This is a genomic window from Geofilum sp. OHC36d9, from assembly GCF_052400685.1.
Classification (GTDB): Bacteria; Bacteroidota; Bacteroidia; order Bacteroidales; family Marinilabiliaceae; genus CAZHHH01.
In genome coordinates this window covers 1-15607 of record NZ_JBQTGJ010000010.1, presented here as the reverse complement: position 1 = coordinate 15607, position 15607 = coordinate 1, and the positions used below count along the sequence as shown (strand labels likewise).

At 42.5% G+C, this 15607-nt stretch carries 13 protein-coding genes; 4 read left to right on the top strand and 9 right to left on the bottom strand.

The features are described 5' to 3' along the window. Nucleotides 1–24: 24 nt before the first annotated feature. The 7 genes from ACT3CD_RS11155 to ACT3CD_RS11125 all read right to left on the bottom strand — a co-directional run bounded on the left by ACT3CD_RS11155 (nt 25) and on the right by ACT3CD_RS11125 (nt 8090). Nucleotides 25–1851, bottom strand: coding sequence for a V-type ATP synthase subunit I (locus tag ACT3CD_RS11155; protein ID WP_444645707.1), 1827 nt, complete (start codon nt 1849–1851; stop codon nt 25–27). A gap of 8 nt (nt 1852–1859) precedes the next feature. After that, nucleotides 1860–2459, bottom strand: a complete 600-nt coding sequence (locus tag ACT3CD_RS11150) for a V-type ATP synthase subunit D (protein WP_444645706.1) — start codon at nt 2457–2459, stop codon at nt 1860–1862. 94 nt (nt 2460–2553) lie between these two features. Beyond that, entirely contained in the window at nt 2554–3876 is a 1323-nt protein-coding gene (locus tag ACT3CD_RS11145) for a V-type ATP synthase subunit B (protein ID WP_444645705.1), read from the bottom strand. Nucleotides 3877–3922: 46 nt separating this feature from the next. Then, nucleotides 3923–5689 (bottom strand): V-type ATP synthase subunit A, encoded by a 1767-nt coding sequence (locus ACT3CD_RS11140; RefSeq protein WP_444645704.1) that lies wholly within the window; start codon nt 5687–5689, stop codon nt 3923–3925. Next, nucleotides 5676–6539 (bottom strand): DUF2764 family protein, encoded by an 864-nt coding sequence (locus ACT3CD_RS11135; protein WP_444645703.1) that lies wholly within the window; start codon nt 6537–6539, stop codon nt 5676–5678. Before ACT3CD_RS11135 ends, ACT3CD_RS11140 begins: the two co-directional genes overlap by 14 nt. Beyond that, nucleotides 6536–7150 (bottom strand): V-type ATP synthase subunit E, encoded by a 615-nt coding sequence (locus ACT3CD_RS11130; protein ID WP_444645702.1) that lies wholly within the window; start codon nt 7148–7150, stop codon nt 6536–6538. Before ACT3CD_RS11130 ends, ACT3CD_RS11135 begins: the two co-directional genes overlap by 4 nt. 340 nt (nt 7151–7490) lie before the next feature. Next, nucleotides 7491–8090 carry a hypothetical protein gene (locus ACT3CD_RS11125; RefSeq protein WP_444645701.1) on the bottom strand — a complete coding sequence of 200 codons (600 nt, stop codon included), beginning with the start codon at nt 8088–8090 and terminating at the stop codon, nt 7491–7493. 805 nt (nt 8091–8895) lie between these two features. Here ACT3CD_RS11125 and ACT3CD_RS11120 point away from each other — a divergent pair. The 4 genes from ACT3CD_RS11120 to ACT3CD_RS11105 all read left to right on the top strand — a co-directional run bounded on the left by ACT3CD_RS11120 (nt 8896) and on the right by ACT3CD_RS11105 (nt 11714). Next, nucleotides 8896–9750, top strand: a complete 855-nt coding sequence (locus ACT3CD_RS11120) for a hypothetical protein (RefSeq protein ID WP_444645700.1) — start codon at nt 8896–8898, stop codon at nt 9748–9750. Between the two features lie 137 nt (nt 9751–9887). Beyond that, nucleotides 9888–10844 carry a LacI family DNA-binding transcriptional regulator gene (locus ACT3CD_RS11115; RefSeq protein ID WP_444645699.1) on the top strand — a complete coding sequence of 319 codons (957 nt, stop codon included), beginning with the start codon at nt 9888–9890 and terminating at the stop codon, nt 10842–10844. A 203-nt stretch (nt 10845–11047) separates the two neighbouring features. After that, a complete protein-coding gene (locus ACT3CD_RS11110; protein ID WP_444645698.1) occupies nt 11048–11401 on the top strand; it encodes a DUF2752 domain-containing protein in 354 nt (117 codons plus the stop codon). Continuing rightward, nucleotides 11367–11714, top strand: a complete 348-nt coding sequence (locus ACT3CD_RS11105) for a TM2 domain-containing protein (protein ID WP_444645697.1) — start codon at nt 11367–11369, stop codon at nt 11712–11714. Before ACT3CD_RS11110 ends, ACT3CD_RS11105 begins: the two co-directional genes overlap by 35 nt. Before the next feature lie 187 nt (nt 11715–11901). Here the strand turns inward: ACT3CD_RS11105 and gcvP are convergent, their stop codons facing one another. Beyond that, the gene (gcvP, locus tag ACT3CD_RS11100; RefSeq protein WP_444645696.1) at nt 11902–14763 is read right to left on the bottom strand and encodes an aminomethyl-transferring glycine dehydrogenase; all 2862 of its coding nucleotides are present in this window, start codon (nt 14761–14763) and stop codon (nt 11902–11904) included. Between the two features lie 19 nt (nt 14764–14782). After that, complete coding sequence (locus ACT3CD_RS11095) at nt 14783–15421, bottom strand: MBL fold metallo-hydrolase (RefSeq protein WP_444645695.1); 639 nt, start codon at nt 15419–15421, stop codon at nt 14783–14785. Nucleotides 15422–15607: the final 186 nt, after the last annotated feature.

Sequence of the window (15607 nt, the reverse complement as noted above, 5' to 3'; positions counted from 1 at the left end):
TTTTAATTGTTGTTTATTATACTTTTAATTATTTACGATTTCCGACTCACGGGCAAAAGGCTTATAACGCTTGCCACCGCCTGTGAATCCAGCATTTTTGTAGAACTCCACAAAGGTTAAACGAATAGGGTGAACAAAAGCACCCAAACTCGACATAAAAATGGTAATACCGTGCCCTACCAATAAAATAAGAATCATGACGATGGGCCCAAGAATCACATTATCCGGCTTCATATTCATCGCCATCATGTTAAACACAGAACCCAAAATAGCACTCGACACACCAAGGGCAAACAGCCTGATATAAGATAAAAGGTCGCCCAATAAGCCCGTGAGCATACCATATACATCCCACAAACCGGTTAAGAAATTCATCACCACATTGCGTTTGGGATTATTAAACAGCAAAATAAGACTCCCTGCAATGATCAAAATTCCTGTATTTATTGATGATGCCAGGCCTTCAGTCACTGCACCAAGCGATTTCAGTCCAAAGACGCCCCCCATACCTAAAATGAGAATGAGCCATCCCACGGTACTATAGGCATACTTAAAGCCACGCGAAATACTTATATTCACGACCTTCACGACCATACCAAACATAATTTGAATGACTCCCATAATAAGGGAGAGATAGAACAACTGATTGGTATCAATCATAAAAGCCTTTGCTTTTTCAAGCCACGGAATATCTGCCTCCAACAAATTAATACCAAAGAATGTTCCGGTTAGTGCGCCAAAAACCACGGTCGACAAACCAAGATACATCGCCAGGGTAAAAATACTTTTCATTTTAGGCATTTTGCGTCTCATTAAGGCAGCAGCCAGAATTAAAACCAGACCATAGCCGGCGTCGCCCAATGAAAAACCAAAAAACAGCATATAAAACGGCGCGAAAAACGGCGTCAGGTCCAACTCCTTATGATTCGGCATATCATAAAAATCGCCAATAAATTCGAAGACCTTATTAAAACGGTTATTTTTCAAAAGGACCGGTACTGTTTCATCCTCTTCGGGCCTGCGTGCTACCGACAGAATATGTTTGTCATCCAGATATTGGTTCAACTCAGCAGCTTTTGGCTGTGGCACCCAACCTTCAACCAGCGACACACGGCCTTCAACTTCATTCGTTGTTTGATGCAACACATTGGCAGCGTCTAACGACGATTTAAGCTGTAGCAAATAAGCCTCAACGGCCGGCAATCCATACCAGGCCAAAGCATCCATTTCATGACCAATACGAACAATTTCGGCTTCTACCTCATGGGCCTCGGCCTGCAATTGAGACAAAGCCTTATTGGGCACCGCCACCTCATCCACGCCGGGTAAATCAATGGATTTGCTCACACCGTCAGACGCATTGATTACATATACAAAATAGCGATAACCGGCAGCGTCACCTATAACACTAATGGGATATTCCTGTAACCACGAATCGACAAATTTACGTACCGGACAAATTAAAAAACGAAAAGATAATCCATTCCCAGCCAGTTTATCAAGCAACTGCATCGAAAAGTCACCCCATGGGGCCACCTGACGCATATCTTTCTCAATCTGCGACAACAATTGTTGATTCTTATCCAATTCACCTTCCAGTTGTTTCAGATGATCCAGAAGGGCAACACCCGACTGTACTTCAACAACCGCAGGCGCCGTCTCAAGATGACTTTTGCGTTTCCCGAGCATACGGATAACCCGATCAACATCGGTAATAGTCCGAAATAACTCCTGCATCTCAGGTGTTGGCTCCTTCTCTTTCTGGGCCACATGCACCACACCCAAATCTTTGATATCACTCAAAAAATTGGAGTAATCGGCATGATAAACCAAAAAAGAATATCTTAACATTGGTACAATCATGATTCCACCTCCTGTTCCTGACGAGTTTTAACAATTTTCTGAGCCGACTTCGACAAGTTATCTTCGTCCTCCAGAAAACGTTTAATTTTACGCATGGCATCTTCGAAACCCGGAATCTGAACTTTTTCGTAAAGATTCACCTTTTGTGTCGTTTTTTTCCGGGCATAATCAAGCAACACCATCTTACGTGTGTACACCTCACGATTAATAGCAACTTCGGCCAATTTTTTCAAAATAGCAATACCATCTGCAAACCATAATGGTTTACTAAAAAGATGAAAAGGCGCCATTTCGAATTGTACCTCATCAAGAACCGGAGTGAGCACGCCGGCAATTTTCTTCACCGATAGCTTCACATCCACCACACGTAATAAGGACTGGTCAAACTCACCCCATAAACGCACCATATTCTCATAACGGCCCATCTCTTCTATAAATTCTTTATCGAGAGATGCCGCATGATCTTTGGCCCGTTTCACTTCGCTACGCAACGCCGACTCTTTATTCTTCAATGTTGGCAAGGCTCGACGCCGCACCTTCAGCTGCTTATCGAGACTTTGAAGTGAGGTTTTATTATATTGAAATTTAACGGCCATTATAAAATCATTTATTTAGATGATTAAAGGGATATTTTGAAACAATAAAGAGAACAAAAGATAAAACCTCTTACCTTTCATTCGCCCGGTTCAATTATTTCCCTTTCCAATATTTCTCTACAAATTCCTGCTTGATGCCGGCTTCGGCCTTCGAGAAATATTTACCCAACAAATCCCATGAAATATTCAGCATGGTATCGGTATCCACATTCACGTCGATAGCCAACAATTGATTAGAATATTCCTTTGCAAAATCGAGGGTACGTTCATCGTAACCCGACAAATCAAACCCATTTTCGAGTTTGGTACGGGCATTGGCCGCATCAGCGTACAAACGAATGGCCGCATTCATCACCTGTGGGTGATCTTTACGTGTTTGCTTACCAATAACCAACTGCTTCAAACGCGACAATGAACGGAACGGGTCAATAATTACCTTCCCAATTTCTGTGTCACGACGCAGGAATAACTGCCCTTCGGTGATATAACCGGTGTTATCAGGAATAGCATGGGTAATATCGCCTCCCGACAGGGTTGTTACGGCAATAATAGTGATGGACCCGCCGGAAGGAAATTGTACCGCCTTTTCGTAGATACGTGCCAGGTCGGAATACAATGAACCGGGCATACTGTCTTTGGACGGAATCTGGTCCATACGGTTGGACACAATACTCAGCGCATCGGCAAACAGCGTCATGTCAGTAAGCAAAACCAACACATTCTCATTTTTATCTACGGCAAAATATTCGGCCGCAGTCAGTGCCATATCGGGCACCAACAAACGTTCAACAGGCGGATTTTCGGTCGTATTAACAAAACTGACGATTCGATCCAGCGCCCCGGCATTTTCAAACACCTGTCTGAAATACAAATAATCGTCGTTGGTCAACCCCATTCCGCCCAAAATAATTTTATCGGCTTTAGCACGTAAAGCCACATTGGCCATCACCTGGTTATAAGGCTGGTCGGGATCGGCAAAAAACGGAATCTTCTGACCCGACACCAAACTATTGTTAAGGTCGATACCTGCAATACCTGTGGCAATTAGTTGCGACGGTTGCTTGCGTCGCACCGGATTTACCGACGGACTACCAATGTCGCGGATTTCGCCTTCAACCTGTGGGCCGCCATCAATGGGATCACCATAGGCGTTGAAAAAACGCCCGCCCAAATCATCGCTGACTTTAAGCTGAGGCGGACGCCCCATAAAAACCACCTCTGCATTGGTTGGAACCCCTTCAGTACCTGAAAAAATCTGAAGTGTCACTTCATCGCGCATAATTTTTACCACCTGAGCCAATCGACCGGCCACTGTGGCCATCTCGTCATAACCGACTTCGGTGGCTTTTAACGTTACCGTTGCCTTGGTTATATTGGTCAGCTTGGTATATATTTTTTGAAATGCCTGACTTTCCATTGTTTACATTTTCTTGATTAATAACTATTAAAGAGTTGAATTTCGGTTAATTTTTGCGTTGATCCAGCAACTGATTCAGACTGGCCTCGTGCTGTTTAAACGTATCCGATTCGAACTCCGAATAGTTCATCTGTTTGAACAAATTAATCACTTCCTTAAAAAATACCGAAACATCTTCAAAATTACTATAATTAAAAGAGGCATCGGTCACTTCCAGCACCTTCATAAGCATATACTGCTGACGTTTCAGCGGCGTAGAAGCATCAATGGCATCAAAAGCATCCTGCTGAAGAATCACAAAGTCAATCAATTCCGATTTCCAGTATCTATCGTGAAATGCCATTGGAACGCCATCGTCACCCAGAATATTAATTTGTTCCATTGCTTCTTTACCACGCAGCAAAATATCCTTGGCTTTCAAAACATTGGTCAACCATTGATCGCCCACTTTCTCCGTTAAATTTTTCTGTACTTCGGGATATTCAAGATATTTAGAATAACTGTCGATGGGGTCGATGGCGGGATAACGTTTGCTATCGGCTCTGTCCTGCGACAACCCATAAAAACAACGGGCAGCCTTACGGGTACTTTCGGTCACCGGCTCTTTCAGGTTTCCTCCGGCAGGCGATACCGTACCAATAAAAGTAATTGACCCGGTAGCCCCATTGGGCAGATAAACAAACCCTGCCCGTGAATAAAAATTAGAGATCACAGCCGACAGGTCCATTGGAAACGCATCGGGTCCCGGTAGTTCCTCCAATCGGTTTGACATCTCACGCAGCGCCTGCGCCCACCGCGAAGTGGAATCGGCCATCAGCAACACCTTTAATCCCATTGAACGATAATACTCGCCCAACGTCATAGCCGTATAAACTGAAGCCTCACGGGCTGCCACCGGCATATTGGAAGTATTGGCAATAATCGTTGTTCTTTCAATCAATTTACGACCAGTGCGAGGGTCGTCCAGTTCAGGAAATTCTGTAAAAATCTCGACCACCTCGTTGGCACGTTCACCACAAGCTGCAATAATCACCACGTCGGCTTCAGCCTGTTTGGAGATAGCATGCTGCAACACTGTTTTACCGGTACCAAAGGGACCGGGGATAAATCCTGTTCCCCCTTCAGTTATAGGGTTCAGCGTATCAATACACCGCACGCCGGTTTCGAGTAACTTAAACGGACGTGGTTTTTCCTTAAAAGCCTTAATGGCCATCTTAACCGGCCACTTCTGCACCATGGTTATGGGAATTTCAAGCCCCTCGCCATCAGTCACTACAGCAATAGTTTCATCCACTGTGTATTGACCAGCCGCCACAACCGATTTAACGGTATAACGCTTTTCCATCTTAAAAGGCACCATGATTTTGTGAGGGATGCTGTTCTCATTCACCTCACCCAGCCAACTACCAGCCGTCACCGAATCACCGGCTTTAGCCAACGGCTTAAAGTCCCATTTCTGGATACGGTTTAGCGGGTCGGTATATTCGCCACGGGTCAGAAAAACGCCTTCCATCTTATCCAGGTCGTTCTGCAAACCATCATAATTACGAGACAAAATACCAGGACCTAAAGTCACCTCAAGCAGGTGTCCTTCAAATTCAACCGGAGTGCCAACACGAAGGCCACGGGTACTTTCAAACACCTGTACAAAAGCGTTAATACCATTGACCTTGATTACCTCGGCCATCAAGCGTTCCTTTCCGAACAGAATAAAACAAATTTCATTCTGCGCGACCGGACCGTCCACTTCAACAGTCACCAGGTTGGACACTATCCCGGCAACTTTGCCTGTGGTCTTTTTATTTCTTTCCATAAGCTATCGTAAATTCTTCAGGAAACTGAAAGCCGGATTCATACTCTTTCAGTAATTGATTAAACATCTTTTCACCTGTCTCTGTATTTAAAGTCATCCATCGTTCAACGATAAACAACTTTTGCAGGAACGCCAACACCTTCTCGATGGTGAAATAATTAAAAAAAGTTGCATCATCAAGGAAATTCCATTGATGCTGATCCATTTTCAACTCACGCTCCAACAGGTTTTCATTTTCAAAAATTTGTATCAGCTGCTCAATATCCGACACCTCAGCCGAGAGCCCAAAATCACGCGCCCGACTTTTCTTAAGAGCGGCTACAACATCTCCCGAACCAACTAAGGCGGCATCGAAAGATAAATTGTGCTTACGACCGTTCAGCGCCGTCATGATATTAGCCACCGTCATTTTATAATTGGCCACCTCACGTACAAATGCATTATTTTGCTTCAACAGATATTCAAAATAACCATTGACAAGCATTTGTTCGGCCTCAAAAATAGTCTCCACCGACTCTTCACCATGAAACTGCTCCGCAAATGTCACAATATAATCGGGATAACCAGTCAAATCGGCTGATTCATACGATTTTTTATCACGTAACAAATCTAACTCCTCCTGAGAAAAAATGCCGCGTTTATCCCATTCTTTCTCTTTCTGAAAAAGGAGATGAAGCAAATTCTGATGATCGAAAGGCAAAAAAAACAACTTCACCAATTCGTAATCAGACTGGTGAATCTGTTCGTGCAGCATTTCCCGAAATTGTATCGACGAAAAAATAGTTTTCTTTTCGTCGGGCACAATATCCGGCAAACCCGCCACAAGTGCATAGTAATTTCGTTGTATCATTTATTCTCTCCAAAAAGAAGTTCGCTGGTTTTTGGACGCAGATAGGCTTTAAAGAAATTCGTAAAATCCTGATCGGTAAAACTAATCATATAGCTACCATCGGCCGGTCCTATTTTAAATCCCGATTTCACGCCATCACTAAACGAAAGCTCAAGGCCTTTATTCATTTCAGCAGCCAACTGATTTTTAAAAAATGCTTCCATCTCCTTGCGATCATTCTCTGACAGCGTCACTTTCAAATCCATGGTTTGAGTTGAAGCCCAGCCCTTCACAACTTTTTCGACAATTGACTGAAGAAAAGCAACATCGGAAAAAAGTTGCTTAGCGGCAGGCTGAATCGCCTTCATCGTTATAGCCTCCGCCAAGTTCTGCTTTAATGCAGCAACAGATTGGCTCACGGTCATCTTCAATTCAGAGTCAACGTGCTGTTTCAGCGTATCGGCCTTCCCTTCGGCCTCGGCCACAATAGCTGAAGCTTTTGTCTGCGCCGCCTCTTCAATGGCTCGAGCCTTTTCATTTGCGGCCTTAAGAATAGCTTCAGCCTCCTTTTGCGCCTTTTCAACGCCTTCACTATAAATCTTTTCAGTTAATTCCTGAAGTTTTGTTTGCATAACGCTTATATTTTGAAACAGTTGCAATTATTTAGTCAAAAGAATGATAAAAAATTTCGCTTAAAATTAATGATTAAAAGGACTAAAGCAAAGGTCTCCCCTATAGCCATACCCATCCTCAAAATTATCAATCCTGCGTCTTTCTCAATATTTAATTCGTCTGAACCCACAAATAAAGCCATTGAAACGAACCATTACAAATCGCAAGGTCATCGAAAATTCAAAAAAATAAAAAATGTTAATAAAAATTAACACACACTAGTCCTTAAAAATAAAAAAAGCGATTTACACAGCCTACCATGTAAATCGCTTACCTCTTAACCTTTTTTATTATGACAAACTACCTGTTATCGGCCATATCGCCTGACAGAGCCGAATACTTTGCAATTTCAGAGTGCAACTCAGCCATCTGAGTGGCTGTTTCCTTTAGCCGGGATTCGGCTTGAATCTTGTATTGTTTACCCTTTTTAGTGGCATAAACTGCTTTATCAACACCACTCAGCATTTTTTTCATCTGGGTGTCAAAAGCCCTTAAGTCAGCTCGATACTGATTATCTATTTCGCGTTCGTAAAGCTGCAACTGAGTTATTTCTTCAGGCGTTGCTTCTTTTGATTTTTTGGCCAACGCCTTTTTCTGCTGCTTATATTTTTTGGACTTGGCATCCATCTCAGCAGTAACTTTCACAATTTCATCGTTAAGCTGTTCGGCCAAAACACTTGAAGTAGCAATCAACGAATCGGCCTCTTGCAACTTACTCAAATGTGCCTGATGATTTTTCTCAATCACCGCCATACGCTTATTCAGACTTACAAGCTTTGCATTGCTTGCCTGCTGAGCCAACAGATCTCCAGAGAAAATCCCTGTCAAAAACAATACAACAAAGATAAAAGCAAACCTTAAAGATTTTATAAACCCGAAACTTGTGTAAACCTTTCCCATAAATCAAAATTTTAGTGGTATGGAAATATAATTACCCGGTATTATTTAATTTCTAAAGTCAGACCGAACGACAGTTTAGAATGAAGCCAATTGTTAGCACTTCTCAAACCTGATCGTTTCATTCTGTAAAAACTTGTTAATTGCGAATTTAATCATCTTAATTAAACAGAGATGAAGATATACAAAATTTATGACGAACGGAAAAAATATGTTGATAAACATCTTAATTATTAGGATGAAAGTGTAAGTTAACGTTTACGTTACAAAATAAATAATCCAAAGCAATAGCTTATTAACAAAATAACACAAACGTTCAATAGAAATTCATTCCTAACAACTTTAAAACGGCAACTAAGGTCACATAAACTAAACATAAACAAGTATTAACCTAATTGAAGTCTGTTTATAAAGCTCAATTTCGGCGTTGTGCCTGCTCTCAAAATAGTCATTTACATCAGTAAACTCATCTTTCTCAGGCCTCGTAAGCCTTAAATTTTAGACTTTCCAGCCTCCCTTACTCTAATGTCCAAAACAGCGTGAGACCCTGTCCGAAAATGTCGTCGGTAGCAGATAATAAGGCTTCGTTTATCTTAACCAACAGACATCGCAGAATGGGCTGTAAAAATGCGATATGATTTTATTTATTTATCATTAACCAAAACATCTCGCTAAAAACTTTGTTTTATTATAACTTTGCCTCCGTTATGGATGTAAAAAAGGCACAAATATTGAACACCCTTTTTGAACTAAACAGTTACTAAGAATAATCATTAAATTTTAAATCTTAATTACTAATTTTTTGCACATGAAAAAAATGAAATTTTTTGCTATGATGGCTGTAGCCATCTTGATGGGAGTAAGCTTTACGGCTTGTGAAGAAGATGAAGCTAGCATTAGCATAGCGGTTGATGGAAGCATTCCGGCAGAAGTAACCGTTGGTACAACATTAACATTCAATTTTAATGTTGTAAGCGATAACAAAATCGAAACCATTAAACTTATTAAGAACAATGAAACGATTGTTTCTGTATCTGAAGACGATCTTGGCAAGCTTACTTACTCAGGCACTTTTTCTTACAATACTGCAGAGGTAGGAACCACATACCTCAGCATAGAAGTTACTGATAAAAAAGGCAACGTAGAGACCAAGAGTTACACGGTAGAAGTAATTGCCGCAGCAGGTGAAATAGACACTTATACCGCAAAACTTCTTGGTAGTTATGAGGCTACGCCCGGCAGCTTTTTTGCTACCACCACCGGCCTCGTATACAAACAAGATGAAGCCAAAACAAATTCAAGCATTATTGATTTTGTTTATTATTATGGAACAACAAAAAATGCCACCATTGCTGCACCTAATGACGAAGGTGCGATAGCTACTTATACCAATGCTACTTATGGGCTGTCAACATGGGCAACAAAAAACAGCACAAAATTTGCGATGTCAACAGTCTCAGCTTCTGAATTTGATGCCATGGAAGATGATGCAGTCATTTCAGAAGAAGAAAACGTAACCAGTTCAGCCGTAGCCGGACTTGAAGTAAACGATGTAGCTGCCTTTACTACAGCTGCAGGGAAAAAAGGACTCTTCAAAGTGGTATCTGTTTCTGGAACAGGTGGTTCAAGCACCATTGAAATTGATGTAAAAGTTCAAAAATAATAACTCCTCGAATTAGAAAAAACGCCGGTCACAAGCCGGCGTTTTTTTTTGCCTAAAAACAAAATCGTTTTTTTAGGCATTGTCGTTGACAACCATTGCAGAAAGCACTATGTTTGTAGTGACTTAACCGGTTTAGTATGACAAAAGCATCTTTAAAAACAATAGCACAGGCAGCAGGCGTATCAAAAACAACAGCCTCCTTTGTCCTCAACGGCAAAGGCGACACGCATAAGATCAACAAAAATACCCAGGAAAAAATACTCCGAATCGCCAACGAATTGGATTACCGTCCCAGCTTTTTATCGCAGGTGTTTAACACCGGCAAAACAATGACCATCGGGCTCATTGCGCCCGACCTAACCGACCCGTTTACTTCTGAACTAACTGAAAATATTGCCGACCAGTGTAATACCAACAATTACAACGTAATAACGGCCTTTACTCACCACAATAAAGAAAAAGAAACCGGCATTATATTCGATTTAACCGATCGCCATACCGATGCGTTGGTGATAGTGGATCCGGCCAATTCAGAAGACATCTTAGCCAAGGCATTGACCAGGGCGCCTATCCTGTTGGTAAATCCACAATACGACTATCAGCTACCTTCGCTTCGGCCCGACTATGAATATGGCGTCAATTTATTATTGCAGCATCACATTCGCCGACACCACAAGGCAATTGGCTTCATAAACGAACCCGATGCACACAACAGTATTAAAACGACTTATCAGCTAAATTACCTGGAACGGTTTGATATAACAGCCGATTATTTTACAGAGATAAATGATGCTGATTCACTGACAGATGCCGTTGAAAAACTCCTTGAAAAAAAAATAAACGCCATCATGCTATCATCGGTCCATCTTGCCCGCCAACTAATCACCCTAATTAATTCAACGCAATTAAATATACCTGAATCGATTGATATATCATGTGCTGGATGGCATCCCTGTCTGGAGCTCACCAAACCGGCTATAACCGGCTATAGACAAAATGCGACGGCGTATGCGACGGTCGTAAACCAATGGCTAATAAACAGCAATATTAACCCGATAACAACCATAAAACCCATCCTGCACGAAGGACCGTAGAAGAAACCTTCAATGCAGATAAGGATAAAGTGACCTTCACTGAGAAAAGATGACAAACCTTGTCTTTGACAATTTCTTCTCAAAGACGCAAAAAAGGAGATATTCGTACAGTCACTAAATAATTTTCAGCTTGAAATAAAGGGCAAAAGCGAAACATTCAAAAGGACTTATAAAAAGAGCCAGAACGAATAAATTATTACCCTGTGAAAAAAGATAAAATTAGGTATTGGCTTAAACCCGCATTTTGGGAAGCCTGGATTTGGATCGCTGCACTTATAGCATTGGCCTTCACAAATCCAACAGGAGAGAGTCATTTCTCTCTCTGCCCCATTAAAAATCTGGGATGGGATTTCTGTCCGGGATGTGGGCTGGGGCATTCCATCATGTGGCTTTTCAGAGCAAATTTCAGTGCGTCTTTCAAAGCTCATCCGTTAGGAATACCTGCGGTTATAATACTCATTTATAGAATTATCAATATATTTACCACACAACGAAAACTCAAACAATCTAAAATCAACAATCATGCAAGAAATCTTAAAGCTCATGCCGGAAATTGAATTGGACGAAGCCCAATTCATCAGCAATTTACTAAAAGGCAGAAATGAGGATGAGATCAAAAACTTCATCAGTATTTACCGGACCCGTCGTAAAGACCCACAAACCATTTTACTGACAGCCCTTATTGGCTTCCTGGGCGTATCGGGCGTTCATCGTTTTCTGGTCAACCAAATAGGAATGGGTATATTATACTTTTTCACGGCAGGGTTATGTTTCATAGGAACTATTGTTGACCTGATCAATCATAAAAGTCTGGCTTTTGAATGCAACCAAAAAACTGCGACTGAAATTAATGCGCTATTCATTAATTAGAGTCAGACTATAAAGTCCCGGCTTTATGAACCTGTTTTAATTAAGACGGCACAAAAAAAATTGAGATAAGAAGTTCAACTCCTTATCTCAACCTTTTTATTTTATAAACAAACACATAAATTTTCTTGCTGACACCAAATAATTTCTGTGAAACATCATAGGCTATTCAATAATCTTCACCAAATTATTATATAGAGCCACCACAGGTACAGACCAGATTTCGGTCGCCAAAAGCATCATCAATACGCGCTACGGCCGGCCAGAATTTATTGTCGCGCACCCATTGTAAAGGAAACGCAGCTTTTTCTCTGCCATAGGGGTGCGTCCAAACATCCGCAACCACAACATAATCGGGATGTGGCGCATTTTTCAACACATTATCGTCGCGGTCGGCTACGCCATTTTCAACCTCCTTAATCTCGGACAGAATAGTACGCATTGCTTCAATAAAACGATCCATTTCGGCTTTGGACTCACTCTCGGTCGGCTCAATCATCAAGGTTCCATGTACCGGAAAAGATAACGTTGGCGCATGAAAGCCATAATCCATGAGTCGTTTGGCAATATCCGTTTCGGTGATCCCCGATAATTGCTTTAAATGCCGACATTCAAGAATTAACTCGTGCGCAACACGGCCATTTTCGCCGTTGTAAAGAATACCATAACCTTCGCGTAACTCATGTGCCATATAATTGGCATTTAAAATGGCAATTTTTGAAGCCATTGTTAACCCCTCCCAACCCATCATCTTAATATAACCATAGGTGATAGGCAACACGCCGGCGCTACCCCAGGCAGCCGCCGAAACGGCAAGAACAGGTTGTCGTCGGTTATCGGAGACTGGATGTCCGGGCAAAAAATCAACCAGATGCGGAGCCACGCATACCGGACCAACACCAGGGCCACCACCACCATGTGGAATGGCAAATGTTTTATGGAGATTAAGATGACAAACATCGGCGCCAATATGTCCGGGGCTGGTTAATCCCACCTGCGCATTCATATTGGCCCCATCCATATATACCTGTCCGCCATTACGATGAATAATTTCACACATATCGCGGATAGAAGCCTCAAACACGCCATGTGTGGAAGGATAAGTCACCATCAAACAGGCCAGATTGTCACTATACATTTCTGCTTTATCACTCAGATCAGCCACATCGATATTACCATTATCATCGCACTGAACCACCACGACCTTAAAGCCTGCCATGATACCGCTGGCCGGGTTGGTACCATGTGCCGAAGAAGGAATAAGCACCACATTACGATGTCGCTCTCCACGACTCTCATGCCAGGCACGAATAATCATCAAACCGGTATATTCACCGGCAGCCCCAGAATTTGGCTGTAGTGTAACGCCCGGCAAGTCGGTTATTGCAGCCAAATCCTCTCTCAATGCCGCCATCATTAAATGATACCCTTCGGCCTGGTCAACAGGAACAAATGGGTGCAGCCGTGCAAAACCGGGAAATGTTATCGGGAACATCTCAACAGCCGCATTCAGCTTCATTGTGCATGATCCCAAACTAATCATACTGTGTGCCAAAGAGACATCCTTCCGCTCCAGTCGCTTGATATAACGCATCATCTCCGTTTCGGAGTGGTACTTATGAAAAACATCCTGCGACAAATAATCAACAGAGCGAAGAAGGGAAGAAGGGATGGCCGGCACCGGAGTTATCTCAACAGCAGGTGCCGATTTTTTCATACAATCGGCCACCAAATCAACAATATCTTCCACATCGCGTAACGATTTTGTTTCATCGAGACTCACTCCAAACTCAAAACAATCGGAGTACAATAAGTTGATCTCACGTTTCAAAGCTTCGCGACGCAGCTGTTCGGTGGGTAGATTATCCGGCAAACGGAATCGTATGGTATCAAAAAAAGTTTCGCTAACAGGCGACAGCCCCAAAGATTTAAGACCATTAAAAAGAGCAACTGTTAAAGAGTGAATCTGATTGGCAATATTTCGCAATCCGTCAGGGCCATGATAAACGGCATAAAAACCCGCCATGGTAGCCAGCAAAGCCTGCGCAGTACAAATATTTGATGTTGCTTTTTCGCGTTTTATATGTTGCTCACGCGTCTGTAATGCCATACGCAAGGCGCGATGCCCGTTCACATCTTTAGTCACGCCAATGATACGACCGGGCATTGAACGTTTAAACGCCTCACGGGTTGCAAAAAAGGCCGCATGCGGTCCGCCATAAGCCATGGGAACACCAAACCTTTGCGACGAACCAAATGCCATATCTACGTTCCACTCACCCGGAGGAACCAACAGTGTAAGAGCCATTAAATCGGTGGCCACCCCCACTTTGGCGCCGGCCTCATGACACTGTTCAACCAGCTGGCGATAATCAGACACATGGCCGGAGGCATCGGGATATTGAAGAATCAAACCAAAAAAAGGAACATCTGGCACAACGCCTTCTTTATAATCAAAATCAATCACTTCAATTCCGCGACCTGAAGCACGTGTTTCAATAACAGCACGCGTTTGCGGCCACACATTTTTATCCACCAAAAAAGTTGTAACGCCCGATTTTTGCTGTTCACGACTACGGGTATTAAACATCATCAGCATAGCCTCAGCAGCGGCAGTGGCCTCATCGAGTAGCGAAGCATTAGCAACAGGCAGTCCCGTCAAATCAGAAACCACCGTCTGATAATTTAACAGCGCTTCCAATCGCCCCTGCGAAATCTCAGCCTGATATGGCGTATAAGAAGTATACCACACCGGGTTTTCCAATACGTTGCGAATAATAACAGCCGGGGTTATGGTATCGTAATACCCCATGCCGATATAAGTTTTAAACAATTTATTTTTTGATGCCAGTTGTTGTATTTCGTCCAGAAACTGCGCTTCCGTCCACCCCTCCTGAAGACCTCCGCGCGCGACCTCGGGCAACCGGATAGATCCGGGCACCGTCTGATCAATCAAATCATCAAGGGCGTTAAGCCCCATCTTTTGAAGCATGTCATCGACGTCCTGCTGACGCGGACCGATATGACGACTAACAAATGGACTAAGACTCATAAAGGAAAAATTTAAAATATCATAAAAAAGGATTAGACTCTCTTTCTTGTCCAATGGTGGTTACCGGTCCATGACCAGGATAAACAACAACATTATCGGGCATCTGCATCAAACGATCCAGAATAACTTTAATCAAAACACTGTGATCACCACCGGGCAAATCACTACGCCCCACACTGCCATTAAATAAAACATCACCGGCAATAAGCAACTTCTCCTGAGGTTGATAAAACCCGATTCCCCCGGGTGAATGGCCCGGCAGATGAATCACCTCCAGCGAAGAATTGCCAATGGTTACCATATCGCCATCAACCAGTGTTGACGAAAGCATTGGCGGATTTTCGGCAATGGCCACCCCAAACTGACGGGCACTTTCAACGGTTTGATCAATTAAAAATTCATCGGCCGCGTGTGCTATGGGACTTAGCCCATACTTTTCGGACACAAAACGAGCTCCAAAAACATGGTCGAGATGTAAATGAGTTTGCAATAATTTCACCGGCTTCAGCCCCAATTGATCAATGGTATCAACCAGCAGCTGGTTTTCGGCATCGGAGAGCATCCCTGCATCTACAATAGCACATTCATTTGTTTCGTCAAATAATAAATAGGTATTCTCCTGAAAAGGATTAAACACCAAAGTCTTAATCTGTAGCATAGTTAGCTGTATGAAGAGTTGATTTCCGATGGTTCCCTTTCCACTACAGGTGTTATGCTGTAAGAAATCAACTACGTGTTTACTAAAATTGTGTTTGAAATATAAAGTTAACTACTTCGTTACGCTTGTCATAAAAACAGTCATTTACGAAAAGTAAACTCCTTGATTTTTATGACTTCGCAAGCC

Coding starts and splice junctions, on each gene's coding strand:
- ACT3CD_RS11130 (WP_444645702.1), bottom strand. CDS start 7,150: ATGCAAACAAAACTTCAGGAATTAACTGAAAAGATTTATAGTGAAGGC.
- ACT3CD_RS11125 (WP_444645701.1), bottom strand. CDS start 8,090: ATGGGAAAGGTTTACACAAGTTTCGGGTTTATAAAATCTTTAAGGTTT.
- gcvP (WP_444645696.1), bottom strand. CDS start 14,763: ATGAGTCTTAGTCCATTTGTTAGTCGTCATATCGGTCCGCGTCAGCAG.
- ACT3CD_RS11135 (WP_444645703.1), bottom strand. CDS start 6,539: ATGATACAACGAAATTACTATGCACTTGTGGCGGGTTTGCCGGATATT.
- ACT3CD_RS11105 (WP_444645697.1), top strand. CDS start 11,367: ATGCAAGAAATCTTAAAGCTCATGCCGGAAATTGAATTGGACGAAGCC.
- ACT3CD_RS11145 (WP_444645705.1), bottom strand. CDS start 3,876: ATGGAAAGTCAGGCATTTCAAAAAATATATACCAAGCTGACCAATATA.
- ACT3CD_RS11115 (WP_444645699.1), top strand. CDS start 9,888: ATGACAAAAGCATCTTTAAAAACAATAGCACAGGCAGCAGGCGTATCA.
- ACT3CD_RS11120 (WP_444645700.1), top strand. CDS start 8,896: ATGAAAAAAATGAAATTTTTTGCTATGATGGCTGTAGCCATCTTGATG.
- ACT3CD_RS11140 (WP_444645704.1), bottom strand. CDS start 5,689: ATGGAAAGAAATAAAAAGACCACAGGCAAAGTTGCCGGGATAGTGTCC.
- ACT3CD_RS11155 (WP_444645707.1), bottom strand. CDS start 1,851: ATGTTAAGATATTCTTTTTTGGTTTATCATGCCGATTACTCCAATTTT.
- ACT3CD_RS11095 (WP_444645695.1), bottom strand. CDS start 15,421: ATGCTACAGATTAAGACTTTGGTGTTTAATCCTTTTCAGGAGAATACC.
- ACT3CD_RS11150 (WP_444645706.1), bottom strand. CDS start 2,459: ATGGCCGTTAAATTTCAATATAATAAAACCTCACTTCAAAGTCTCGAT.